Genomic DNA, 24,795 nt, shown 5'->3' with positions numbered 1-24,795 from the left:
CTGCGCAGCTTGCAACAGAGCCGCAATTGCCAGCGTTTGCGCCAACCTGTAGGGTCGCTTTTTTTGCGCCGTTTCGGGATCTTTCATGCAGGATGCAACCCTCCCCCGCCCAGCCCTGCTGGGCATCGACCTTGGCACCACCAACAGCCTGATCGCCGTCTGGCGCGACGGTCGCGCCGAATTGATCCGCAACGCCCTCGGCGACGTGTTGACCCCCTCGGTGGTCAGCCTCGATGAAGACGACACGATTCTGGTCGGCAAAGCCGCCCGCGCCCGCCTGACCACCCACCCGGATCGCACCGCTGCCGCGTTCAAGCGTTTCATGGGCAGCGATAAACGGGTCGAACTCGGCGCTCGCGCGTTCAGCCCGGAAGAATTGTCGGCGCTGGTATTGGGCTCACTGAAGCAGGACGCCGAAGCGTTTATTGGCCATCCGGTCACTGAGGCGGTGATTTCAGTGCCGGCCTATTTCAGCGACGAACAACGCAAGCGCACCCTGTTCGCCGCCGAGTTGGCGGGGCTGGCGGTCACACGGTTGATCAATGAACCCACGGCAGCGGCCATGGCTTACGGGCTGCATGAGCAGAAATTCGAGCGCACGCTGATTTTCGACCTGGGCGGCGGCACCTTCGACGTTACGGTGCTGGAATACGCGCTGCCGCTGATCGAGGTGCATGCGTCGACTGGCGACAACTTTCTCGGCGGCGAAGACTTTACCGCCGCGCTGCTCGAAGACTGCCTCAAGACCTGGCAACTGACGCCGTCAATGATCGACGCGCACAGCCTGGCCAGCCTCGGCGATGCGCTGGAGCAACTCAAGTGCAATCTCGGTGAAGGCGTCCAGCATTTAAGCTGGCGCCACGCCGACAATGTCTACGAGTGGTCGCTGGACGAAGCGGCCGCGCTGAAAATCTGGGAGCCGCTGCTGTCACGCTTGCGCGCACCGATCGAACAGGCCCTGCGCGATGCCCGACTGAAACCCCGCGACCTCGACAGCCTGGTGCTGGTCGGCGGCGCCACGCGCATGCTCGCGGTGCAGCAAATGGTCGCCACGCTGTTCGGGCGCCTGCCGTATCGTCACCTCGACCCGGACACGATTGTCGCCCTTGGCGCCGCGACACAAGCGGCCTGCAAGGCCCGCGACGGTGCGGTAGAAGAGCTGATCCTCACCGATGTCTGCCCCTACACCCTGGGTATCGAGACGATGCGCGGCAGAGGCGTCGAAGGCGCGTTCTCGCCCATTATCGAGCGCAACACAATCATCCCGACGTCACGGGTGGAGCGCTATTGCACCACCTATCCCAAGCAGGAACAGATCCGTATCTCGGTGTATCAGGGTGAGCGCCCATGGGTGCGCGACAACATTTTCATCGACGGTTTCGATGTCACGCTGACGCCCACCGAACACCGCCAGGAACTCGACGTGCGCTTCAGTTACGACATCAATGGCCTGCTTGAGGTCGACGTCACGCTGCTGGAGACCGGCAAGCGCCACAGCCACAGCATCGACCGCAGCCCGACCGGGCTGGATGACGAGGCTCGGCAAAACAGCCACGACCGGCTCGCCGCGCTCAAGGTTCATCCACGTGATGCCTTGCCCAACCGCACGCTGCTGGCACGCTTGGAACGCGCCTGGATGCAGAGCCTGGGCACCGAGCGCGAGCGCATTGCCGAATGGCTGCACAGCTTCACGGCCGTGCTCGGCGGCCAACAACCGGCGGAGATTGCCAGCCAGCGTTCACAACTCAACAGCGCCCTGGATGAACTGCGCTTCTAGCCGATGAGTCGCCGCAGCGCCGCCTGCAAGCCGGCGGCCAACGGGTCTTCACGAAAGCTTTCCGGGGGCATGCCGTAGCGGTTGGGCAGTTTTTCCCCGGGAAAACCGAACAGCACCAGCGGCAGAAACGGCAAGGCTGGCGTCAACCCGGCCAACACCAGAAAGGTCGCGACACCCCGGCCCATGTCATGCAGGCGCCGCAGCATGGCGCCGAGCAGAATCAACACCCCGAGCACCAGCACCACCAAGGCGGGCGGCGTCGATCCACTGAGCACGGCGACCAGCGGGGTCAGCAGCACCAGGCCAAGCACTTGCCCGACAAAGGCCTCGCGACTCAGCCGCGAACCCAGGCGCCAGAACGCCATGGCCGATGTCGGCCGCGCCTCGGCCTTGGCCATCATCAATCGCTCCGACCACGACAGCAGCGCACTGCAAGCAAACCGCACACCCAGGCCGTTCTGCTGATTGTCCTTGGCCCGCTGCAGGCGTATCAGGTGCTTCTGCCGTGGCACGCCCGCGTCGCCGTACCTGACCAGATCCTTGAGCACATCAAGCGCCAGGTAAAAATCGTCGCAGTCGTTGATGCCCTCGTCTTCGAGCGCCTGACGCGGCGGACGCACTGGTTCGCCCTTGATCAAGCTGTGCCGGAAACCGTCGAACCACTCCTGCGGGTTGACGACTTCGGTAATCCTGTCGAGCAAAAAGCGCCGCTGTTTGGCATCAAACAATGACGTGTGATACAGCACGCCCGTCAGCAGCATCCGCCCGAGCAGGTCGTCGCCAAAAGCACGCAGATCACGGCGCATGCACAGGAACAACCGGTCGTTGCTGAGCAAGCGCAGGCTGTCCAGCGCCTCCTGAACCCCGCACATCTGCTGGGCCAGCAGCGCCTGCACCGGCTCTTCGGTTTGCAGCAGGCCGAGCAAGCCGCTGCAATGACCCTGTTCACGCAGCAATCGCTGCAACAACGGCTGCAAGCGGCTGAGCGGATGGGCCGGGTTGAATGCCAGCGACTCCAGCATCCGCGCGTCGATCAATGGCAACCAACGCTCCGTCTGCCCCAGCAACATCAGCAAAAACAGCGTTTGCGCGTGCCATTGCCACAGCCCTTCGCCCGCCTCCGGTGCGGGCAACAGCACATCGAGTTGAGCCAGTTGCAGCAACTGCGTCAGTTCCGACAGGTCAGTGCCGGCGTATGAGCCGTTGAGTTTGAAGTCTTGGTCAATGCGCGCGAGCGCGGCGTGACTGTAGGGACGCAACCGGCGCAACCAGCCTCGGCACAGGCTGTGCGACTGATCGCTGGTCTGCGCCACAGGCAGTTGTGGCGATTCTGCGTTTTGATCGGTGTAGGCGGTCATCGCCCGCGCGATCGGCGATTTTTTCAGCCAGCGCAGATGTTGCTCAGCCTGATACTGGAAACCGCTCAGCACCAGCGCTTCAAGCGCGTCCGGCGGCAACGCCTCATCGAGCACTTGTTGCAACAACAGCACGTCACCGCGGTGCAACGCCCAGGCATGCCGGTAAAGTCGTTGCAGGCGCTGGTCGGCATGCTCGCCGAGCAACAGCGCCACCAGCGGCAATTCGTCATCGTGCAGGCGCCAATCGACAAAAGCCCCGGCCAGCCCCTGTAGTTGCAGAGGACCGACGTCCAGCCAGCGCAACAAGGTCTGTGGTTGCTGAGTCGGGCTGCCATACGCCTGACTGGCGTCGTCCAGATCAAGCGGCCAGGCACTGAAAGGCCGGGCACAATCGAAGGCTTGAATCAGCAACGGCAGCAGGTCCGGCGAACGCTCGCCACATAGCGCCAACAAATGGCCTTCGGCTTTCGGATGACGGTGTTCCTGCCACAAGCGGATCCAGCACGGCCACGCCTGATCATCCAGCCCCTGCAAACTGTACTGGCTGGCCAGCATGTACAGCCAGTCGAGGTCGTCAGGGTGCTGACGCTGTTGTTCGATGCAGGACTGCAGCAGCCCTTCCCCGCCGATGCCCGCCTGAGTGAACTGCGCGAGCAGACGTTTGATGTATGCCTCATCGTTCGGCAACGGCAAGCAGGTGTGTCGAAGGGCGAAATGGCGGAATTCGTTTAGCGGACGCTGGGTGAAGGTGACCACCAGGCTGCGGGCGTACCACAACGCTTCAACCTGCGCGGGCTCCGGCCAATGGCTCATCAACGCCACATCGAACGGGTCCGGGGTTTTTATCCGCCGCAGAAACGCATCGACCCGCTCCGCCTGATCGTAGCCAAGATCAAGCAACTGTTGATCCCAGGCCATGCGCTCGGCCAGCAGGTTCGCGCATTGATGCGACAGCAAACCGGCATCGGTCATGCGGTGGTAGAAACCCCAACTGAGATCGTCGAGGTCATCGAGGGGCAATTGATCCAGCGTGCGGATAAACGCCTGCCAGGCGGCAATATTGAAGCGCCGTGCAGGATCGTCGAGCAGTTCACAGAAATCCACGAAGGCTTGGGGGGGCTCGGCGACCTGCGCGTCTGGCGCCTCGAACTCGGCGTAATCCTCTTCCTCGTCGTTCTCTTCCAGGTCGTCTTCACGGGCCAGACGCAGGGCTTTTTCGTACGCCATGCGCAATGCTTGAAAGCCTTCGGGGTCGGTCTCCGGGTGATGCGCCGGCAAGCGTGCGCGGTAGGCATCACGGATCAGGGTTTCGTCGGCAGTGGGCTCGATGCCCAGTTGGATCCAGCAACTCATGACCAGTCGAACTCCTTGAGCGATGCCGGACGCGGCGGCGGGTCGATGTCCATATGCCAAGGCAAGTCAGGCAGAAACTGCGGGATGTTCTGCTCAAGACCCCGGGTGATCAGCAGGTTATGCGCAGTCTGCCCTTGTCGATCCAGCTCGAACGCCAGCGCATCATCACTTTTGTTCTGGCAGCACCAGAACGCCCGGCCGATAAGAAAGCCGTGGTAATACGCCATCCAGCTGTCGTAGTGAAATTGCGCCCTGACGGCCAGGCGCGAATGCAGCCATTGACTCTCGACCAGATCGATCCACTTGTTGCGCACACCGCAGCGCAAGAGGAAGCCCATGCGCCCGTAATCCCAAGACAGAATCCCACCGGCCCCGCAGCTATCGAAGGTGCGGCTGGCAAACTCATGCAGGATGCGTTCACGCGGGTCGAGACGCTCGAGCAGCGTCGGCCATTCACTCGGCAGGCAACGCTGCCAGGCCAGATAACCGTCACTGAGGTGTTTGGCGTGGCCGTCGTCGGTCATCCCCCTGAGCATGCCGAACAGCTCCTGGCGGGTATCAATGCCCCAGCTGTGCTCCAGATTGATGTACGCGTCGTCGCAGAAAGCAGGGTCGTCATACCCGGCGCCAGGATTGAGCGCCGCCATCGGCGCCGACAGGGCCCACAGCCAGCGCTGCTGAATCTCGTCCATGAAAAATGCTCCACGCCGACCGAGTGAGAAATGGGAGGTCGGCAAAACTGCGGCGGATTGTAGAGAAAGCGCTGCCGTGCGGCAAAGCCGGTGTGCAGCGCCCATAAAAAAGCCCCGACGTATCGGGGCATTTTTTCGAGCGGAATCAGGCGGCTTCGGCGACGGGCAAACCGAGCAAGCGCGAGACATGATCAGGCTCGGTCTCGCGACGCAGCACAGTGAACAGTTCGGTGGCTTGCGGGTAATTGCGGGTCAGCATCGCCAGCCATTGCTTCAAACGGCCCGGCGATTGACGCGCGGTCATCTGCGCCTTGGCTTGCAGCCAGAAATCCTGGATCAGCGGCATCAGCTCGGCCCAGGTCATCTCGACCACTTCTTCGCCGGCACGCGCGGCGGCGATCTGCCTGGCCAGATCCGGGCGCGACACCAGACCGCGGCCGAGCATGATGTCTTCCACGCCACTGATTTCGCGGCAACGACGCCAGTCTTCAACGCTCCAGATATCGCCGTTGGCGAACACCGGCACCTTGACCACGTCCTGCACGCGTGGAATCCACTCCCAGTGCGCCGGCGGTTTGTAGCCGTCCATTTTGGTTCGCGCGTGCACCACGATGTGTTCGGCGCCGCCTTCGGCCAACGCCGTGGCGCAGACCAGCGAGCCGTCCGGGCTGTCGAAGCCCAGGCGCATTTTCGCGGTGACTGGAATGTGCGCAGGCACCGCGCGGCGCACGTGCTCGACGATCTGGTTGAGCAGCTCCGGCTCTTTCAGCAGTACCGCGCCGCCACGGGATTTGTTCACGGTCTTGGCCGGGCAGCCGAAGTTGAGGTCGATCACTTCGGAACCGAGTTCGCAGGCCAGTGCAGCGTTTTCCGCCAGGCACACCGGGTCGGAACCGAGCAATTGCACACGCAATGGCACACCGGACGCCGTGCGGGCACCGTTGAGCAGCTCGGGGCCGAACTTGTGGAAGTAAGCCGGGGTGAGCAACTGATCGTTGACCCGAATGAATTCAGTCACGCACCAATCGATGCCGCCAACGCGGGTCAGCACGTCGCGGAGGATGTCGTCGACCAACCCCTCCATGGGCGCCAGAGCAATTTGCATGGGGAAACACTACTTAGAGAAAAACGTGCCGCAGTTTACTGGATTACCGCCATAAAGCGGAAACCCTGTAGGAGCTGCCGCAGGCTGCGATCTTTTGATCTTGATCTTAAAAAAAACAACATCAAAAGATCGCAGCCTGCGGCAGCTCCTACATGAGTTAGAGCAGAGTTCGAGGCAGAGGGCGGGTCAGGCGGGGAGCTGGATCGCCGGGCCGTAGCCTTCGATGAATTCGGCAGGCATGCGCTTGGGCTTGCCGGTGGACAGCTCGATGCAGACGAAGGTGGTTTGCGCGCGCAGCAGCGTGGTGTTGTCGCTCGGGCGCTTGAGCTGGAAATGCCGGGTCATTTTCAGGCGCTGATCCCAATCGACGATCCACGTCGCCAATTGCAACTCGTCGCCCTCATAGGCGGCGGCCAGATAATCGATTTCGTGACGGACCACGGCCATCGCCCGATCCAGACGCCGGTACTCGACCAGATCCAGCCCCAGACGCTGCGAATGGCGCCAGGCGCAGCGTTCGAGCCAGGTCACGTACACCGCGTTATTGGCGTGGCCCAGCCCGTCGATGTCCTCGGCGCCTACTTGCAGATCAATGGTAAACGGCGTTGCCCGATCCCAGCCCATGCCCCACTCCCGGTCAGTTATTCAACCGGGGCAGTGTAACGGAGCTCACGCCGATTGGCGCGCCTGAAGGCTGCGACCGGCCAGCAGTGATAACACGCCATCAATCACGCGCGGGTCGGCCAGCACACGCTGATGACCGCCACCTTCCAGACGCAGCAAACGACTGTCGAACCAGGATTCATGGATCAGTTGCGACTCTTTGACCGAGACAAAATTGTCGTCCTCGGCATGCACGATCAGGCCCGGCATATCCAGTTGATAGTGGGCGACATCCAGCGTGGCGGCGCGCATGCCAACGTCTTGCTCAACCTGGCGGATAAACGCGGAGCGCGCTCTGGGCGGCATACCGACGTAGCGGGCGAAGCCGCGCAGTACACCGAGAATTCGCGCCGGCGCAGCGATGCTGACGAGGGTTTCGGTACGCAGGCCCAATTGCACGGCGAGCATGGCGCTGGCACCGCCCATCGAGTGGCCGATGACGGCTTGCAGCGGCGGCAGTTCGGCGGCAGCTTCAAGCATGGCGCGGGCGAACAGGACGACGTTGGCCTCACGCCCCGGTGAGCGACCGTGCGCCGGGCCGTCGAGTGCAACAACGGTATAACCGGCATCGACGAGTGCAGTGATCAGCGCGGCGAACTGGGTGGGCCGCCCTTCCCAACCGTGCATCAGCAGCACGGCAGGGCCTTGGCCCCAGCGCAATGCCGAAAGCCCGAAGCGCAGCGTGATGCGCTCGGCACTGGCCAGCATCGGCAGCTCCCAATCGCGCAGTGGCAGCGCGCGCGGCGTCATGAACGCCAGGCGCATTTTGCTCGCCACTCGTTGCGGTGCAATCCAGCCCAAGGTGCCATTAACGCCACGAACCCACTTCAACGTGTTCATCGCTCTCTCCTCAGGCCTGTTGCCTTCAGGTCAACGCACCGCCGACTTGGCCGCGCGCAGCAATCGATCGGATAAATCACCCGGGCCCAGTGCTCGTGCGAGCGCCAGACCACCCACCATCAGGGCCATGTCGGCCAGGGCTTTGTCGGTGTCCTCAGGGCTGGACGCCAACTGCGCAACCATCAATTCCAGGTGTTCGTTCAGCGCGAGGCGGAACGAATCCGGCAAACGCCCCAACTCACCGATCGAGGCAGGAATAGGGCACGCCGCCTCACTGGAATCACGGTGCTTGCGCGACAGATAGAACGCTGCGACCAGCGCGCGACGCTCTTCGCCGGTCAGTTCGCTGTCCATGTCGGCAATCAGGTCGCGGCGGCGACCGAGCAATTGCTTGAACGCTTCGAGCATCATCGCGTCCTTGCTTTCGAAGTGCGCATAGAAGCCACCGACCGTGAGGCCGGCTGCGCCCATCACTTCGCCCACGCTTGGGTCTGCCGGGCCGCGCTGGATCAGCGCGGAGCTGGCGGCCTTGAGGATGCGTTCGCGGGTTTGAGCTTTTTTATCGTTCATCGTTGCCTCCGAATATTACGACTAGAATATTATTCGCATAATAATAATCTGCAAGTCAAGAATATGACCGCTGGTCTGAAGCACAGTTTAGGAAAAGGAGAATTGGCCAAACGCCAGACAAACAAAAGGGCCATTCAATAATTGAATGACCCTTATAAAATCCCGCAGAGCGGGTAATCGTGGCGTCCCCTAGGGGACTCGAACCCCTGTTACCGCCGTGAAAGGGCGGTGTCCTAGGCCACTAGACGAAGGGGACACAAACCTTCTATACAACTGATCAGTGCTGAGTGCTGATCGATTCAAGGCCGGTGTGGCCAGACCTTGAACTGTAAAATTGGTGGAGCTTAGCGGGATCGAACCGCTGACCTCCTGCATGCCATGCAGGCGCTCTCCCAGCTGAGCTAAAGCCCCGGATTTTTCGCCTCGCGGCGGAGTGACATCTTGCAACATCACTTCTGTAAAACTGGCGTCCCCTAGGGGACTCGAACCCCTGTTACCGCCGTGAAAGGGCGGTGTCCTAGGCCACTAGACGAAGGGGACGCAAACCCTTCTATACAACTGATCAACGCTGAGTGTTGATCGCTTCAAGGCCGGTGTGGCCAGGCCTTGAAGTGTAAAATTGGTGGAGCTAAACGGGATCGAACCGTTGACCTCCTGCATGCCATGCAGGCGCTCTCCCAGCTGAGCTATAGCCCCTCATCGTTGATGTCATCGCTGAGGACGGGGCGAATCTTAAGGGCGTATCGAAAGCCTGTCAAACTTATTTTTGAAATTTTTCAAAGTTTTTCGTCGGCATAACAATCACTTACCGCCCTCCTCCCGAAAATCCGGGACTTGGGATAAAGCATGCCCTGTAGGAGCTGCCGCAGGCTGCGATCTTTTGATCTGGTTTTTAAAAGCCAAAATCAAAAGATCGCAGCCTGCGGCAGCTCCTACAGGGGGGTTAGGCTATCAGGCGATGGCGGCCAGGAGCTTTTCCCACTCTTTGTTTTCTTTCTTCGACACGCCGCCCAGCAGGTCGATCGCCTGGCGCAGACGGAAACGGGTCAGGTCCGGGCCGAGGATTTCCATCGCATCGAGCACCGACACCGAACTCGCCTGACCGGTGATCGCAGCAAACATCAGCGGCATCGCGTCACGCAGTTTCAGCTCCAGCGATTCGACCACTGCCTGAATCGTCGCGGTGATGTTGTCTTTCTCCCACTGACGCAGGCTTTCCAGCTTCCACAGGATCAACTGCATCAACTGACGCACCTGATCGCCGGAGAGCTTTTTCGATTCGAACAGTTTGGCATCCGGGTTGACGCCACCGGCGAAGAAGAACCCGCCCAGCGGTGCAACCTGGCTGAAGGTTTCAACGCGACCCTGCACCAGCGGCGCGATCTTCATCATGTATTCCGGGTTCAATGCCCAGGTCTGCAGACGGCTGGCGAACTCTTCCACCGGCAGATCACGCAGCCACTGGCCGTTGAGCCACGACAGCTTCTCGATGTCGAAGATTGGCCCACCGAGCGAGACGCGCTTGAGGTCGAAGTTATCGACCATTTCCTGCAGCGAGAACTTCTCGCGCTCGTCCGGCATCGACCAGCCCATGCGGCCGAGGTAGTTGAGCATCGCTTCCGGCATGAAGCCCATGCGCTCGTAGAAGGTTACCGAGGTCGGGTTCTTGCGCTTGGACAGCTTGCTCTTGTCCGGGTTACGCAGCAGCGGCATGTAGCACAGCTCCGGTTGTTCCCAGCCGAAGTATTCGTAGAGCAAGATCAGTTTCGGTGCCGATGGCAGCCATTCTTCGCCGCGCAATACATGGGTAATGCCCATCAGGTGATCGTCAACGACGTTGGCGAGGAAGTACGTCGGCAGGCCGTCGGTCTTCATCAGCACTTGCATGTCCATGCGATCCCACGGGATCTCGACGTCGCCACGGAGCATGTCCGGCACCACGCAAACGCCTTCGCTCGGCACTTTCATGCGGATCACGTGCGGTTCACCAGCCGCCAGGCGGGCCGCGACTTCTTCTTTCGACAGCAGCAGCGCGCGACCGTCGTAACGTGGTGTTTCGCCGCGAGCCATTTGCTCGGCGCGCATCTGATCGAGTTCTTCAGCGGTGCAGAAGCATGGGAACGCGTGGCCCATTTCAACCAGTTGCTGGCAGTACTTCTGGTAAATGTCGCCGCGCTCGCTCTGGCGATACGGGCCGTGCGGGCCGCCAACGTCCGGGCCTTCGCTCCAGTCGATGCCCAACCAGCGCAGGGCGTCGAAGATCTGCTGTTCGGACTCGCGGGTCGAACGCAACTGGTCGGTGTCTTCGATCCGCAGGATGAACTCACCACCATGCTGCTTGGCAAAGCAGTAGTTGAACAATGCGATGTAAGCGGTACCTACGTGGGGATCCCCGGTAGGCGATGGCGCGATGCGAGTGCGGACGGTGGTCATGGCATGTCTCGAAAAGAATGAAAAGCAAAACAATTAAGCGGCGAATGGTAACAGGCGACACCCGCCCCGCTCCAGCAGGCAGGGCATTTAAGCCAAGTTTGCGTCTGTAATGCCCGTAAGCCGTGGCGAATGGCCGATTATCAAGCGGGGGCATTTACCGTTTATCGGCGGTGTGCGAGATTCAGCGGCTGATAACTTTCCTTACAATTCCTCGACTACAGTTTGCCCATGCCTGCCCAACTCAAGCGTCGCCTGTTGATTTTCCTGCTGCTCGTCCTGCTGATTGCCGGGGGTTTCTTCGCCCACTGGTTTTTCAAGGGACGCTTTTATGAAAGCACCGACAACGCCTATGTCCAGGGTGAGATCACCCGTGTGTCGAGCCAATTGGGCGCGCGCATTGATGAAGTGCTGGTGCAAGACAATCAGCACGTGGAAAAAGGCCAGTTGCTGGTGCGCCTCGAACCGAATGATTTCCGTCTGGCGGTAGACCGCGCGAACGCCGCCCTCGCCACCCGCGAAGCCGAACGCCTGCAAGCGCAAAGCAAACTGACCCAGCAATCGAGCCTGATCGCCGCCAGCGATGCGCAAGTAGCGACCACCCAAGCCACGCTTGGCCGCTCGCAGATGGATTTGTCGCGCGCTGAAACCCTGCGCAAACCTGGTTATGTTTCCGAGGAACGCGTGACCACCCTCTCCGCCGACGCCCACATCGCCCGCTCGCAAGTGGCCAAGGCGCAGGCGGATGCACAGGGCCAGCGCCAACAGGTCAACGCCCTGAACGCTGAAATCAAACGCCTCGACGCGCAGATCGCCAACGCCCGCGCCGATCTCGCGCAAGCCGAACTCAACCTGACCCGCAGCGAAATCCACGCACCGATCAGCGGCCTGGTCGGCCAACGCGCCGCGCGCAATGGTCAAGTGGTGCAGGCCGGCGCCTATTTGCTGTCGATCGTTCCGGACGAAGACATCTGGGTACAGGCCAACTTCAAGGAAACCCAGATCGGCCACATGCAACCCGGTCAGAAAGCCGAGCTGACCTTCGATGCCTACGGCGACACGCCGATCGAAGCGCGGGTCGACAGTCTGTTCGCCGCGTCCGGCGCGCAGTTCAGCCTGCTGCCACCGGATAACGCCACTGGCAACTTCACCAAAGTCGTGCAACGGATTCCGGTGAAACTGACCTTCAAAGCCGATAACCCGCTGCACGGCAAGATCCGCCCGGGCATGTCCGCCACCGCCACCGTGAACATCAAAGACGCCCCGGACAATGGCCGGTGATTCGCTGATCCGCCCGGTCGGCGAACCGACCCGGCGCGATTGGATCGCAGTGATGAGCGTGATGCTCGGCGCCTTTATGGCCGTGCTCGACATCCAGATCACCAACTCTTCGCTCAAGGACATTCAAGGCGCCCTGTCGGCGACGCTGGAAGAAGGTTCGTGGATTTCCACTTCCTATCTGGTCGCGGAAATCATCATGATCCCGCTGACCGCGTGGCTGGTGCAATTGCTCTCGGCGCGGCGATTAGCGGTTTGGGTGTCACTGGGTTTTCTGGTGTCTTCGCTGCTGTGCTCGATGGCCTGGAGCCTGGAGAGCATGATCGTCTTTCGCGCCATGCAAGGCTTCACTGGCGGCGCGCTGATCCCGCTGGCATTCACCCTCACCCTGATCAAACTCCCCGAACACCACCGCGCCAAAGGCATGGCGATGTTCGCCATGACCGCGACGTTTGCGCCGTCAATCGGCCCGACGCTGGGCGGCTGGCTCACGGAAAACTGGGGCTGGGAATACATCTTCTATATCAACATCCCGCCGGGCCTGATCATGATCGCCGGGTTGATGTATGGGCTGGAAAAGAAAGAAGCGCACTGGGAATTGCTGAAAAGCACCGATTACACCGGCATCCTCACGCTGGGCATCGGCCTCGGTTGCTTGCAGGTTTTTCTCGAGGAAGGCCATCGCAAGGACTGGCTGGAATCGAGTTTGATCGTGACGCTGGGCAGTATTGCGTTGGTGAGTTTGATCACCTTTGTCATCGTGCAGATTTCCAAACCCAATCCGCTGATCAACCTTGGCATTCTGCGCAATCGCAATTTTGGTTTATCGAGTATTTCCAGTTTGGGCATGGGTGTCGGGTTGTACGGCTCGATCTATTTGTTGCCGCTGTACCTGGCGCAGATCCAGAACTACAACGCCCTGCAGATCGGTGAAGTGATCATGTGGATGGGTGTGCCGCAGTTGTTCCTGATTCCGCTGGTGCCGAAACTGATGAAGTTCATTTCGCCAAAATGGCTGTGCACGCTCGGGTTTGGCTTGTTTGGTCTGGCAAGTTTTTCGTCGGGGGTGCTCAACCCGGATTTCGCCGGGCCGCAGTTCAATCAGATTCAGATCATTCGCGCGCTGGGGCAGCCGTTGATCATGGTGACCATTTCCCTGATTGCCACGGCGTACATCCTGCCGCAGGACGCGGGGTCGGCGTCGAGTCTGTTCAACATTTTGCGTAACCTTGGCGGTGCGATCGGTATTGCTCTGCTGGCGACGCTGCTGGACGCGCGCACCAAGACTTACTTCGATTATTTACGCGAGGCGGTGGTGCCGACCAATCCGCAGGTGGCCGAGCGCCTGGCATCGATGACGGACCGGTTTGGCAGTGACACGGCGGCGCTGGGCAAGCTGAGTGAGATCGTCCATCAGCAGGCGGCGATCATGGCGTACAACGATGCGTTTCACTTTGTCGGGATTGCGCTGGGGGTCAGCATGCTGGCGATCTTATTGACCAAGAAATTGCCACAAGGATTGAAGGCTGGGGAATCCCACTGATATTTGCTGTGCCTGGTCTGGCCCCATCGCTGGCAAGCCAGCTCCCACAGGTTTCTTTGGTGTTCACAAATTTCGTGTACGCCATCAATCCTTGTGGGAGCTGGCTTGCCAGCGATGAGGCCCGACCAGACAGCACAAATCAAACAGCCAAAAGGCGTTCACGCAGTTTGGCAATCTCATCGCGCATCTGCGCCGCTGCTTCAAACTCCAGATCCCGTGCCAGCTGATACATCTTCTCTTCCAGCGCACGAATACGCTTGGTGATCTCGCTCGGCGAACGCAATTCGGCTTCGTACTTGGCGTTTTCTTCGGCAGCCTTGGCCATGCCTTTGCGTTTCTTGCTGCGCGAACCGGGCACGGTGGCGCCTTCCATGATGTCGGCGACGTCCTTGAATACGCCTTTCGGGGTGATGCCGTTTTCCAGGTTGAACGCGATCTGCTTGTCGCGACGACGTTCGGTTTCACCGATCGCCCGCTCCATCGAACCGGTCATGCGGTCGGCGTAGAGAATCGCCCGGCCATTGAGGTTACGCGCCGCGCGGCCAATGGTCTGGATCAACGAACGCTCGGAGCGCAGGAAACCTTCCTTGTCCGCATCAAGAATCGCCACCAGCGACACTTCTGGCATGTCCAGACCTTCTCGCAGAAGGTTGATGCCGACCAGCACATCGAACGTGCCGAGGCGCAGGTCGCGAATGATTTCGACGCGCTCGACGGTGTCGATGTCCGAGTGCAGATAACGCACGCGCACACCGTGATCGGCGAGGTAATCAGTAAGGTCTTCGGCCATGCGCTTGGTCAGCGTGGTGACCAGCACGCGCTCTTCGATGGCCACGCGCTTGGAGATTTCCGACAGCAGATCGTCGACCTGCGTCAGCGCCGGACGCACTTCAATCTGCGGATCGACCAGCCCGGTCGGGCGCACCAGTTGCTCGACCACACGCCCGGCGTGCTCGGCTTCGTAGTTGCCGGGCGTCGCCGAAACAAAAATGGTCTGCGGGCTCACCCCTTCCCACTCATCGAAACGCATCGGCCGGTTATCCAGTGCCGAAGGCAGACGGAAACCATATTCGACGAGGGTTTCCTTGCGCGAACGGTCGCCCTTATACATCGCGCCAACCTGCGGCACGCTGACGTGGGATTCGTCGATCACCAGCAAGGCATCCGCCGGCAAGTAATCGTAAAGGGTGGGCGGCGCGGCACCGGCCGGACGCCCGGACAGGTAACGCGAGTAGTTTTCGATGCCGTTGCAGTAACCCAGTTCGAGGATCATTTCCAAGTCAAAACGGGTGCGCTGTTCCAAGCGCTGAGCCTCGACCAGTTTGTTGTTGCTGCGCAGGTATTCGAGGCGTTCCTGCAATTCGACCTTGATGTGTTCGATGGCGTCGAGCAGGGTTTCCCGTGGCGTCACATAGTGGCTCTTCGGGTAGAAGGTGAAGCGTGGCATCTTGCGGATGACTTCGCCGGTCAGCGGGTCGAACGCGGAAATGCTTTCGACTTCGTCATCGAACAGCTCGATGCGAATCGCTTCCAGATCGGATTCCGCCGGATAAATGTCGATCACGTCGCCGCGAACACGGAAGGTCGCACGGGCAAAATCCATATCGTTGCGGGTGTATTGCAAGTCGGCCAGACGGCGCAGCAGCGCACGCTGATCGAGTTTGTCGCCGCGATCGACGTGCAAGACCATCTTCAGATAAGTTTCCGGGCTACCGAGACCGTAAATGCACGACACCGTGGTGACGATGATCGCGTCTTTTCGTTCCAGCAAGGCTTTGGTCGCGGACAGGCGCATTTGCTCAATGTGGTCGTTGATCGACGCGTCCTTCTCGATGAAGGTGTCGGACGACGGCACATAGGCTTCAGGCTGGTAGTAGTCGTAGTAGGAAACGAAGTATTCGACAGCGTTGTTCGGGAAGAACGCCTTGAACTCGCCATACAACTGCGCAGCCAGGGTTTTGTTCGGCGCCAGCACCAGCGTCGGACGCTGAATCTGCGAGATGACATTGGCGATGCTGAAGGTCTTGCCCGAGCCGGTCACACCGAGCAGCGTCTGGTGCGCCAGGCCGGCTTCGATGCCCTCGACCAATTGGCGAATGGCTTCCGGCTGGTCGCCGGCGGGCTCGAAGCGAGTGACGAGCTGGAATTCGGACATATACACCTCTGGGATCGCGGCATTCCGAGCAAAGCGGAGCACCACGGGGACGACCGCAAACGACCGGTGTCGCGCAAGAAAAAACCTGGATTGTGCTCAATGTGGTGGCGATTGCCTCACCTTTCAAGGCAAACGTCCTACATCCGGTAAAGACTCTGACATGGCCAATCGACTAACGGTCAAGAAATAATCGGAAAAACTTGCTGTAAAAGCCGATTCGCCTGTCGCCATCGCTCAGTAATGGCCTCTATACTAGCTCCCCGTTTGTGCACCGCTCTAGTGCATTCGGCTGGAGCGCGACACGTCCCTCCACACTCCATTCAGAGCCGCCGTAATAATGAGCCTGTTCTCCGCTGTCGAAATGGCACCCCGCGATCCAATCCTGGGCCTCAACGAAGCATTCAACGCCGATACCCGGACCACCAAGGTCAACCTGGGCGTTGGCGTGTACTGCAACGAAGAGGGGCGAATTCCACTTCTGCGCGCCGTGATCGAAGCCGAAACCGTTCGCGCTGCTCAACACGCTTCGCGCGGTTACCTGCCGATCGATGGCATCGCTGCCTACGACCAGGCCGTGCAAAAGCTGCTGTTCGGCAACGACTCGCCGCTGATCAGCGCCGGTCGCGTCATCACCACTCAGGCCGTCGGCGGTACTGGCGCCCTGAAAATCGGTGCCGACTTCCTCAAGCAATTGCTGCCGAACGCCGTTGTGGCGATCAGCGACCCGAGCTGGGAAAACCACCGCGCGCTGTTCGAAACCGCCGGTTTCCCGGTGCAGAACTACCGTTACTACGACGCTGCCACCCACGACGTTAACCGTGCCGGCATGCTCGAAGACCTCAACGCTCTGCCGAACGGCTCGATCATCATCCTCCACGCTTGCTGCCACAACCCGACCGGCGTCGACCTGACCCCGGCGGACTGGAACAACGTGCTGGAAGTGGTTAAAGCCAAAGGTCACGTGCCGTTCCTCGACATGGCGTACCAAGGTTTTGGCGACGGTATCGACGAAGACGCCGCCGCTGTGCGCTTGTTCGCTGAATCCGGCCTGACTTTCTTCGTCTCGAGCTCGTTCTCCAAGTCGTTCTCGCTGTACGGCGAGCGCGTTGGCGCCCTGTCGATCATCAGCGAATCGAAAGAAGAAAGCGCGCGCGTGCTGTCGCAAGTCAAACGCGTGATCCGCACCAACTACTCCAACCCGCCGACTCACGGTGCAAGCATCGTTGCTGCGGTGTTGAACAGCCCGGAACTGCGTGCGCAGTGGGAAGCGGAACTGGCTGAAATGCGTCTGCGCATTCGCGGCATGCGTGAGCAGATGGTTGCCCTGTTGGCCGAGAAAGCACCGGGCCGCGATTTCAGCTTCGTCGGTCGTCAGCGCGGCATGTTCTCCTACTCCGGCCTGACCACTGAACAAGTGCATCGCCTGCGTAACGAGTTCGGCATCTACGCACTGGATACCGGTCGTATCTGTGTGGCAGCGCTGAACCAGAGCAACATCAAGGCTGTGACGGACGCGATCGTTCAGGTCATCTGATAACGCCGCGTGACGAAAAACGGGAAGCCTTGGGGCTTCCCGTTTTTTATTTGTCCGAAGGAATGCAACATTCCCTCTAAACTGCACACAAATCCAAAACTGTAGGAGTGAGCCTGCTCGCGATAGCGCCCTGTCAGCCGAAGCATCACTGTCTGACACACTGCTATCGCGAGCAGGCTCACTCCTACAGGTTTTTGTGTACACCCGAGAACCTTGTGAGAAGCCCAATGAAAAACGACAACCTGCGCGCCGACCGTGACGATCTGGATGATTTCATCCCTCGCACCCCGGCCAAGCGCGAAAAAAGCCTGGTACTGCAAGTCGCGGCCGGGGTGTTTCTCGGTGGCCTGGCATTGTGGCTGGTACAACTGGCGGTGACGGCGGCTTACGCCAAACTGCTGCTCGGCACCATCACCTTCGGCAGTTAGGCCAGTTCGCTGGCGCGCTGGGTGGCGGCATCGTCATAGGCGACATACATCGATTCGGCGATCTGGCTCTTGATCGCTTTGGCGCTTTCCAGACCGAGGACAAAACCTTCTGCCTTGCCGCCGGCGCGGTTCAGTTCTTCAGCGGTGCTGGCCTGGGTAATTGCGTCGAAGAGTTTTTCGGCGTGGGGGCCGACGCCTTTGGGCAGGCTGATTTGCGTGATGCTCATGCGAGCACCTGTTTTTTACGGGCTGTGTAGTTCATGGCGCATACCTTTTTCGGCGGATGGCCGGTAGCGCGTGTGACCACTTCCGGGCGGCCATGGTAGACCTCTGTTGCGATTCTGGTAACCGCCAATCGCTGACAAACCACCGTCCATCCTGATGAATCGCATTTTTTTACATCTCACGCTTGACTTCTCTTTTTGAATCAGTAACATACGCACCAATTCCGCAATAGCTCAGTTGGTAGAGCAAATGACTGTTAATCATTGGGTCCCTGGTTCGAGTCCAGGTTGTGGAGCCAAATAGCAAAGCCCCTGAATCGCAAGATTCAGGGGCTTTTTTGTGGGCGCTTGAAAAGATCAAAAGATCGCAGCCTGCGGCAGCTCCTACAGGGATTGGTGTTCTCATGTAGGAGCTGCCGCAGGCTGCGATCTTTTGATCTACCAACGAAAAGGGCCGATCTGCGCTACAGATCGGCCCTTTCCTGTTCAGTTGCAGCCGTCAGACATGCTCGCTGCTCTTCACCTGAACTTTCGGCGCGCCATGCCCATGATCATGGTCATCCGGCTCGATCACTGGCACTTCATTGCCGTCGCAGTCATGCAGTTTGCCGTCGCTGAAGTAATCGCCTTCGCGCAGCGCATCCAGATCGCGATATCGCAGAGTCCGCTCTTCCGCCGCCGCAAACACCGACTGCTGATCCGAGTTACCGGTCGTGAAGTGGTTGAACGCCAGGTTGAGCAGGATCGCCATGATCGCCGACGAGCTGATGCCCGAATGGAAAATGGTCGCGAACCAGCTTGGGAAGTGATCGTAGAAGTTCGGCGCAGCAATCGGGATCATGCCGAAACCGATTGAGGTAGCGACGATGATCAGGTTGACGTTGTTGCGGTAATCCACCTTCGACAGCGTGCGAATGCCACTCGCTGCCACGGTGCCGAACAGCACGATACCGGCGCCGCCGAGTACCGAAGTCGGTACCGCCGCAATGACCCGGCCCATGAACGGCAGCAGGCCGAGGATCACCAGGAACACACCGCCGGTGGCCACCACGAAACGACTCTTGATCCCGGTCACCGCCACCAGACCAACGTTCTGGGCGAAGGCGCTCTGGGTGAACGAACCGAAGATTGGCGCAAACATGCTAGACAGCATGTCGGCCCGCAGGCCATTGCCCAGGCGTTTGGAATCGACTTTGGTGCCGATGATTTCACCGACGGCGAGGATGTCCGCCGAGGTTTCCACCAGTGTCACCATAACCACGATGCACATCGACAAAATCGCGGCAAAGTGGAACGTCGGCATGCCGAAGTGGAACGGCGTCGGGAAGCCGAACATCGGCCCGGTGGTGACGTTGGAGAAGTCCGCCATGCCGAGGAACACCGCCAGCACCGTACCGATCACCATGGCCAACAGGATCGACAGACGCGAGATGGTCGAGCTGCCGACCTTACTCAGCAGCAACACCAGCACCAGCGTGACTGCCGCCAGACCGATGTTTTGCATGCTGCCGAAGTCCGGCGCGTGGCTGTTGCCGCCCATCGCCCAGCGTGCGGCCACCGGCATCAGCGTCAGGCCGATGGTGGTGATCACGATGCCCGTAACCAATGGCGGGAAGAACTTGGTGATGCGCGAGAACACTGGCGTGATCAGCAAGCCGATCAGCGACGCCGCAATCACGGCGCCGAGCACCGACTGGAAGCCGCCCTCCCCGCCACTGCTGACGATTGCGACCATGGTCGCCACACCGGAAAACGACACACCCTGTACCAGCGGCAACTGACAGCCAAAAAACGGTAGACCGAGGGTTTGCAGCAGCGTCGCCAGCCCCCCCGCAAACAATGAAGCAGCAATCAGCAAACCGATGTCCGCCGGCGACAGGCCGGCCGCCTGGCCGATGATCAGTGGCACCGCAACGATACCGCCGTACATGGTCAGAACATGTTGCAGGCCGTAAGCCATATTCGCGCCGACCCCGAGATTTTCGTCCTCGGGCCGTTGGTGTGAAACATGGGGCGTTTTCATGGTGGGGGGTTCCCTGGTTTTTGTTATGCGCACACTGTATTCAATACTCAGGACAAATGTCCATAGAGTTGTATACAACTTGCCAGTCACAAAATGGATAGTTAGCCACCCAAGCTTCTAGCCCGCTGCTCCCATCGCCCACAAATCCGGCAACACATCCCCTCCGGCTTCTTCGCCCGCCCCCACTACGCTGAACGATTCATGGCGACCGACGGTGCGGGCTCGCTCTTTTTTATACATATAAAGTATGCATAATGCAGTTAATCGATATTCAGTTCGACAAAAGCAAGAACGCAGCCAACAAACTCAAGCACAGGGGCATCAGCCTCGCCGAGACCGAAGCGGTCCTTTACGACGAACGAGCAATAACCGTTGAAGACAACGACCACGACGAACAACGCTGGATCACCCTCGGTCTCGACGCCAAGGGACGCTTGCTGGTCGTTGCATACAGCTATCGCGAGCCGAATGTCGTTCGAATCATTTCTGCACGTGTCGCCACATCGAGCGAACGTTGCGTCTATTTTCTGGAGGCTTGACCGATGAAAGACGAATATGACTTCTCCCAGGGCAAACGCGGCGCTGTGGCGTCCACCAAGGGCAAAACCCGCATCACCATCATGCTCGACGATGCTGTTATCGACGCCGCGCGCACGGTGGCGGAGAACGAAGGGTTTGGTTATCAGACGGTGATCAACAACACGCTGCGCCATGCCTTGCTCGATGCTGAAAAGCACGATCAGGACGATCCGCTGCAATTCAGCAAAGGCATTACCGCCGCCGACCTGAAGAGTCTTGAGAAAAGATTGTCGGCAGCGGCCGTGGAAATTCGCCGGGTGCTGGAGCCGGACGCGAAGCCTTAGGCTTTAACCGGTACGATCATTCGCTCGAGGGAATGCCGTGCCTGCGGCAAGTCCGGCAGGTGAATGTCGAATTCCTGTTCCAGCAACTCAATCAATGCCGCCACCTCGGTGATTTCGCGCCGCTCGCTGCTCGCGCCCATGCGATGGAGGGCGAAACTGCCGTTGTTGAGGGTTTTGCGCCAGCCATCACCGGTACGCGCCGCCATCAGACGTTGGGTAAACGGAGAGTCGGGATGGGCCGAGACGTACCAGTTGCCGATGGTGAAATCGATGTCTTCCTGGCGTTGCAGATCGAACAGGTACATCGGCCGCCATTCGCCCGCGACGTTGGCGCGCAGCATGTAGCCATCCGCTTGTTTTTCGATGCGATAGGGTTCGTGCGGGGTGGTTTGTTCTGCCTCGGTATCGAGAAGCAGCGGCGCGGTGGGTACCATGCCGCCGAAACCGACGTCAGTGATGTAACGCACGTCGTCGAGGGTCACCAGCGTCAGGCGGTGCGTGCGCGCCGTCCAACTGCCTTCCGGCTGATTCATCACTACGCGCCCGCTGATGGCGCGTGCGTCGAAGCCCAGCTCAAGCAACAAGGCAAAAAACAGCTGGTTCAGTTCATAGCAGTAGCCGCCGCGACCACCGAGCAGGACTTTCTCTTCAATGGACGGCAGATCGATCAGTACCGGCGCCCCGGTGATCGTCGCCAGATTTTCAAACGGGAATACGCCGGTGTGGCGCCACTGCAATTGGCGCAGCGTTTCCAGGGTCGGTGCCGGCGGCGCAGCAAACCCCAGGCGTTGCAGGTACAGCTTCAGATTCGTCAGGCGTGGCTCGCTCATTGCTCGGTCCTTATGCATGGGGCCGCAGTTCACTGCGTTGATGGTCGCCATGTATACGGGATCGGGCAGTGTGTTCGACAATTGATTTCGCCAATCGCCTGCTAGCGTTTCTTGCGTGAACCGATACGAATCCACGTCGGCGCATGGTCGCTGGCATGCGGCTCATTGCGCACCCAGGCGTCTACCCCGGCCTCGTGCAGATACGGACTCAGCGCCCGGTTGAGCAGCAGATGATCGATGCGCAGGCCGGAGTTGGTTTGCCAGTGTTGGCGAAAGTAGTCCCAGAACGTATAGAGCCGATCCTCGGGATACAAATGCCGCAGCGAATCGGTCCAGCCCTGATCGAGCAAGCGCTGATAACACTCGCGACTCTCGGGTTGCAGCAACGCGTCCTTGAGCCATGAGCGGGTGTTGTAGATGTCCATGTCGGTGGGCACAACGTTGTAGTCACCAGCCAGCACCACCGGGTGATCGCTGCTTTGCAGGTCTTTGGCGTAGCTGATCAGCCGTTCGAACCACGCCAGTTTGTAATCAAATTTCGGCCCCGGCTGCGGGTTGCCGTTGGGCAGGTACAGGCAACCGACCAGCACGCCGTGCACCGCCGCTTCCAGGTAGCGACTGTGCTTGTCGTCGGGATCGCCCGGCAAACCGCGACGGCTCTCCAGCGGCTGCGCGTCACGGGCGAGAATCGCCACACCGTTCCACGAGGCCTGGCCCTGCCAGATCACGCCGTAACCGGCGGCTTCAAGTTCGGCGGCGGGGAATGCCGTGTCGACCGATTTGAGTTCTTGCAGGCAGGCGATGTCCGGTTGCTCGCGCTTGAGCCAATCCAGCAGATTCGGCAAACGTGCGCGTAAGCCGTTGACGTTGTAGGTGGCGATTCGCAGGTTTTTCATCGGCTGAGGCTCCTGCCCGAGGGCTGTGAAAATTGTGACCGCGTGAACATCTTGGCGGTTGCATCGGATCCGTCCGCTGCGGCGTAATAGGCGCTCGCCCTTCGCCCGCTCTGCCGAGACCTGAATCCCATGCCAACCACGCTGCAAGGTCAGCGCATCCTTCTGCGCCCGCTTGAGTATTCCGACGCCGCCGCCCTGCTCCATGCGGCTGCCGACGGCGAGTTGTGGAACCTCACCGTCACCGTTGTGCCCTCGGCCAGCACCGTCGACAGTTACTTGAAAAGAGCGCTCGATGGCCGTGACGCCGGCACGGTGATGCCATTTGTCATCGTGCTGAAAGACACCGGTGAAGTGATCGGCTCAACACGTTTCTGGAAGATTGATCCGCTCAATCGCAAGCTGGAAATCGGCAGCAGCTGGATCTCGGCGAGCTGGCAGAAATCCTTCGTCAACACCGAAGCCAAATACCTGATGCTGCGCCACGCCTTCGAAGTGCTTGATTGCGTGCGCGTGCAGTTCACCACCGACGAGAACAACCAGAAGTCACGCCAGGCGATCCTGCGGCTCGGCGCGCAGCAGGAAGGTATCGTCCGGCATGAACGGATCATGCCGGACGGGCGCAAGCGCAACTCGGTGCGTTTCAGCATCATCGACGACGAGTGGCCGCAAGTGCGTCTGCACCTGGAGCGGAAACTCGCCGTCTACGCGTAAAACATTCAGGCGCGACTGCGCAGCCACTGCAGAAAGCCCTTTTTCGGCACCACCACCGGCGCTTCCTCGGTCAGCGATTGCGCCTTGTGCAGGCGGTAATCGAGCAAGGCTTTCATGGCGTCGTTGATGTCGTGGCGGGCGTCGAGACAGGGTTTCAGGTAAGTCTTCTCGATGCGGTACAGGGCGCAGAAGGTTTTCGCGGCAAACTTGGCCGGCACCGAGGTATCGGAAAGAATGCCGGCCTCGCCGATGACTTCGCCCGGGCCCATGCGCCCCGACTCGAACGGCGTGCCGTGGCGGGTCAGCGTCACTGTGACCACGCCCGACTCGATGATGAACAAGTGATCGCTGACCTCCCCCGCCTCCAGGATCGTCTCGCCAGTGCGGAAATTTTGCAGGGTCATGTTCTGGCTGAAGGTTTCCTTCTCTTCCTGACGCAGCGTCGAGAAGATCGGCGAACTGTCGAGTAATGCCCGTGGCCGTGAAAGGTTGGTCGGTGTGCTGGCTTCGTCGCTCGACAGCAAATTCACCCCGGAAGCCTGCAAGTGCCGGTACGCCAGGTCGAACAACTGATTGCGCACCACGCGCTTCTCGCCCATCGAGGCGACGAATCCACTGATCTCGTATTCCGCGCCGCTGCTGCCGGAGCTTTTCAGCGCGACACTCGGCGCCGGGTTATCGAGCAACTGTCGACAGCCCTGCATCGCCCGCTCCAGTGCATCGATCACCGAGTTGGGCCGTGCATGCGGACTGACCTGGACGCTGACCGCGACGCCGAACATATTGCTCGGCCGGCTGAAGTTAATGATCTTGGCCTTGGCCGCCAGCGAATTGGGAATCACCGCCATGCTGCCCTGGCTGGTTTGCAGGCGCGTGGCGCGCCAGTCGATGTCGGTGACCCGGCCTTCGGTGCCGTCAATGGAGATCCAGTCATCGAGTTGATAAGGCTTGGTGGTGTTGAGGACGATCCCGGAAAACACGTCGCTGAGCGTGCTCTGCAAGGCCAGACCGACGATGATCGCCAACGCCCCGGAGGTCGCCAGCACGCCTTTGACCGGCAGATCGAGCACGTAGGCCAGCGCCGCAATGATCGCGATGAGGAAAATCACCGCCCCCAGCAAGTCCTGCAACAGCCGCCCGGTGTGGCCGACCCGCTGCATCATCACGGCGCCGATCAATACTGTCAGGGTGCGGGCGCCGAACAGCCACCAGCCGATCTGCAACCCCGTCGCCGCGAGGTGCAGCGGCACGTTGTCGGCCCACGGCGCGGGCTCCATCGGGTTAAGGCCTTCGTTGAACAGCAAGATGCTGAACAGGGTGAAAATCAGCACGCGCACCAGCAATTTCCATTCGCTGCCACGGGAACTGATCAGGCGCCAAAGACCGAGATCGAGAAGGATCAGGACCAACGCGCAAAACAACGGGTGTTCAGTCAGCAGAGACAGCATCAAACAACTCCGACGAAGGCCAATCGCGAGAAGATCGCACAGATTGGGAGAGTGTAGGAGCAATTGATTTCAGC

The 24,795-nt window shown here is 60.1% G+C and carries 21 protein-coding genes and 5 tRNA genes; 9 read left to right on the top strand and 17 right to left on the bottom strand.

The window, feature by feature from the left end:
• The first annotated feature begins 85 nt into the window (after positions 1 to 85).
• Positions 86 to 1,777: an Hsp70 family protein gene (locus tag ACQ4MY_RS27055; RefSeq protein ID WP_440097046.1), complete on the top strand. Its 1,692-nt coding sequence runs from the start codon at positions 86 to 88 to the stop codon at positions 1,775 to 1,777.
• On the opposite strand, the gene ACQ4MY_RS27050 is transcribed toward ACQ4MY_RS27055, so the two are convergent.
• From ACQ4MY_RS27050 to gltX, 11 genes are all read right to left on the bottom strand, one after another.
• Positions 1,774 to 4,488 (bottom strand): DUF805 domain-containing protein, encoded by a 2,715-nt coding sequence (locus tag ACQ4MY_RS27050; RefSeq protein ID WP_440097045.1) that lies wholly within the window; start codon positions 4,486 to 4,488, stop codon positions 1,774 to 1,776. The genes ACQ4MY_RS27055 and ACQ4MY_RS27050 overlap by 4 nt on opposite strands.
• Positions 4,485 to 5,180 (bottom strand): DUF1266 domain-containing protein, encoded by a 696-nt coding sequence (locus ACQ4MY_RS27045; RefSeq protein WP_440097043.1) that lies wholly within the window; start codon positions 5,178 to 5,180, stop codon positions 4,485 to 4,487. The genes ACQ4MY_RS27050 and ACQ4MY_RS27045 overlap by 4 nt, the downstream gene beginning before the upstream one ends.
• Before the next feature lie 145 nt (positions 5,181 to 5,325).
• Complete coding sequence (locus tag ACQ4MY_RS27040; protein WP_008083198.1) at positions 5,326 to 6,285, bottom strand: tRNA dihydrouridine synthase; 960 nt, start codon at positions 6,283 to 6,285, stop codon at positions 5,326 to 5,328.
• A 186-nt stretch (positions 6,286 to 6,471) separates the two neighbouring features.
• Positions 6,472 to 6,909: an acyl-CoA thioesterase gene (locus ACQ4MY_RS27035; RefSeq protein ID WP_008083001.1), complete on the bottom strand. Its 438-nt coding sequence runs from the start codon at positions 6,907 to 6,909 to the stop codon at positions 6,472 to 6,474.
• Positions 6,910 to 6,954: 45 nt separating this feature from the next.
• Entirely contained in the window at positions 6,955 to 7,788 is an 834-nt protein-coding gene (locus ACQ4MY_RS27030) for an alpha/beta fold hydrolase (protein ID WP_008083003.1), read from the bottom strand.
• Positions 7,789 to 7,818: 30 nt separating this feature from the next.
• Positions 7,819 to 8,358 carry a TetR/AcrR family transcriptional regulator gene (locus tag ACQ4MY_RS27025; protein WP_008083008.1) on the bottom strand — a complete coding sequence of 180 codons (540 nt, stop codon included), beginning with the start codon at positions 8,356 to 8,358 and terminating at the stop codon, positions 7,819 to 7,821.
• Positions 8,359 to 8,538: 180 nt separating this feature from the next.
• Positions 8,539 to 8,614: transfer RNA gene (locus tag ACQ4MY_RS27020), tRNA-Glu, on the bottom strand.
• A gap of 79 nt (positions 8,615 to 8,693) precedes the next feature.
• Positions 8,694 to 8,769, bottom strand: a tRNA-Ala gene (locus ACQ4MY_RS27015).
• 53 nt (positions 8,770 to 8,822) lie between these two features.
• Positions 8,823 to 8,898 (bottom strand) — tRNA-Glu (locus tag ACQ4MY_RS27010).
• An 80-nt stretch (positions 8,899 to 8,978) separates the two neighbouring features.
• Positions 8,979 to 9,054: transfer RNA gene (locus ACQ4MY_RS27005), tRNA-Ala, on the bottom strand.
• A 255-nt stretch (positions 9,055 to 9,309) separates the two neighbouring features.
• The gene (gene gltX / locus ACQ4MY_RS27000; protein WP_158834761.1) at positions 9,310 to 10,791 is read right to left on the bottom strand and encodes a glutamate--tRNA ligase; all 1,482 of its coding nucleotides are present in this window, start codon (positions 10,789 to 10,791) and stop codon (positions 9,310 to 9,312) included.
• A 228-nt stretch (positions 10,792 to 11,019) separates the two neighbouring features.
• On the opposite strand from gltX, the gene ACQ4MY_RS26995 reads away from it, so the two are divergent.
• A complete protein-coding gene (locus ACQ4MY_RS26995; protein ID WP_440097041.1) occupies positions 11,020 to 12,069 on the top strand; it encodes an HlyD family secretion protein in 1,050 nt (349 codons plus the stop codon).
• Positions 12,070 to 12,118: 49 nt separating this feature from the next.
• Complete coding sequence (locus ACQ4MY_RS26990) at positions 12,119 to 13,609, top strand: MDR family MFS transporter (RefSeq protein WP_440097057.1); 1,491 nt, start codon at positions 12,119 to 12,121, stop codon at positions 13,607 to 13,609.
• 139 nt (positions 13,610 to 13,748) lie between these two features.
• Here ACQ4MY_RS26990 and uvrB read toward each other — a convergent pair whose 3' ends face one another.
• A complete protein-coding gene (uvrB, locus tag ACQ4MY_RS26985; protein WP_008083013.1) occupies positions 13,749 to 15,764 on the bottom strand; it encodes an excinuclease ABC subunit UvrB in 2,016 nt (671 codons plus the stop codon).
• 337 nt (positions 15,765 to 16,101) lie between these two features.
• Here uvrB and ACQ4MY_RS26980 point away from each other — a divergent pair, with 337 nt between their 5' ends.
• Entirely contained in the window at positions 16,102 to 17,298 is a 1,197-nt protein-coding gene (locus ACQ4MY_RS26980) for an amino acid aminotransferase (RefSeq protein ID WP_008083015.1), read from the top strand.
• A gap of 227 nt (positions 17,299 to 17,525) precedes the next feature.
• Positions 17,526 to 17,726 (top strand): hypothetical protein, encoded by a 201-nt coding sequence (locus ACQ4MY_RS26975; protein ID WP_008083017.1) that lies wholly within the window; start codon positions 17,526 to 17,528, stop codon positions 17,724 to 17,726.
• Here ACQ4MY_RS26975 and ACQ4MY_RS26970 read toward each other — a convergent pair.
• Complete coding sequence (locus ACQ4MY_RS26970; RefSeq protein ID WP_008083020.1) at positions 17,723 to 17,953, bottom strand: hypothetical protein; 231 nt, start codon at positions 17,951 to 17,953, stop codon at positions 17,723 to 17,725. The genes ACQ4MY_RS26975 and ACQ4MY_RS26970 overlap by 4 nt on opposite strands.
• 220 nt (positions 17,954 to 18,173) lie before the next feature.
• On the opposite strand from ACQ4MY_RS26970, the gene ACQ4MY_RS26965 reads away from it, so the two are divergent.
• Positions 18,174 to 18,249, top strand: a tRNA-Asn gene (locus ACQ4MY_RS26965).
• Positions 18,250 to 18,449: 200 nt separating this feature from the next.
• Here the strand turns inward: ACQ4MY_RS26965 and ACQ4MY_RS26960 are convergent.
• On the bottom strand, positions 18,450 to 19,973 hold the full coding sequence (locus ACQ4MY_RS26960) for a nucleobase:cation symporter-2 family protein (protein ID WP_440097040.1): 1,524 nt from the start codon (positions 19,971 to 19,973) through the stop codon (positions 18,450 to 18,452).
• 254 nt (positions 19,974 to 20,227) lie between these two features.
• On the opposite strand from ACQ4MY_RS26960, the gene ACQ4MY_RS26955 reads away from it, so the two are divergent.
• The gene (locus tag ACQ4MY_RS26955; protein ID WP_440097038.1) at positions 20,228 to 20,512 is read left to right on the top strand and encodes a BrnT family toxin; all 285 of its coding nucleotides are present in this window, start codon (positions 20,228 to 20,230) and stop codon (positions 20,510 to 20,512) included.
• A gap of 3 nt (positions 20,513 to 20,515) precedes the next feature.
• Positions 20,516 to 20,836, top strand: coding sequence for a BrnA antitoxin family protein (locus ACQ4MY_RS26950; protein ID WP_008083030.1), 321 nt, complete (start codon positions 20,516 to 20,518; stop codon positions 20,834 to 20,836).
• Here ACQ4MY_RS26950 and ACQ4MY_RS26945 read toward each other — a convergent pair.
• Positions 20,833 to 21,666 (bottom strand): arylamine N-acetyltransferase family protein, encoded by an 834-nt coding sequence (locus tag ACQ4MY_RS26945; protein WP_440097037.1) that lies wholly within the window; start codon positions 21,664 to 21,666, stop codon positions 20,833 to 20,835. The two genes, ACQ4MY_RS26950 and ACQ4MY_RS26945, sit on opposite strands and share 4 nt — an antisense overlap.
• 101 nt (positions 21,667 to 21,767) lie before the next feature.
• Positions 21,768 to 22,562, bottom strand: a complete 795-nt coding sequence (gene xth, locus ACQ4MY_RS26940) for an exodeoxyribonuclease III (RefSeq protein ID WP_440097036.1) — start codon at positions 22,560 to 22,562, stop codon at positions 21,768 to 21,770.
• Between the two features lie 129 nt (positions 22,563 to 22,691).
• On the opposite strand from xth, the gene ACQ4MY_RS26935 reads away from it, so the two are divergent.
• Positions 22,692 to 23,273, top strand: a complete 582-nt coding sequence (locus tag ACQ4MY_RS26935) for a GNAT family N-acetyltransferase (RefSeq protein ID WP_440097035.1) — start codon at positions 22,692 to 22,694, stop codon at positions 23,271 to 23,273.
• 5 nt (positions 23,274 to 23,278) lie between these two features.
• Here ACQ4MY_RS26935 and ACQ4MY_RS26930 read toward each other — a convergent pair whose 3' ends face one another.
• Positions 23,279 to 24,721, bottom strand: coding sequence for a mechanosensitive ion channel domain-containing protein (locus tag ACQ4MY_RS26930; RefSeq protein WP_440097034.1), 1,443 nt, complete (start codon positions 24,719 to 24,721; stop codon positions 23,279 to 23,281).
• Positions 24,722 to 24,795 lie beyond the last annotated feature (74 nt).

It is taken from the genome of Pseudomonas sp. SM4 (assembly GCF_051913165.1).
Classification (GTDB): Bacteria; Pseudomonadota; Gammaproteobacteria; order Pseudomonadales; family Pseudomonadaceae; genus Aquipseudomonas.
The sequence above is the reverse complement of the archived record's forward strand: the minus strand, read 5'-3'. Positions and strand labels throughout refer to the sequence as shown.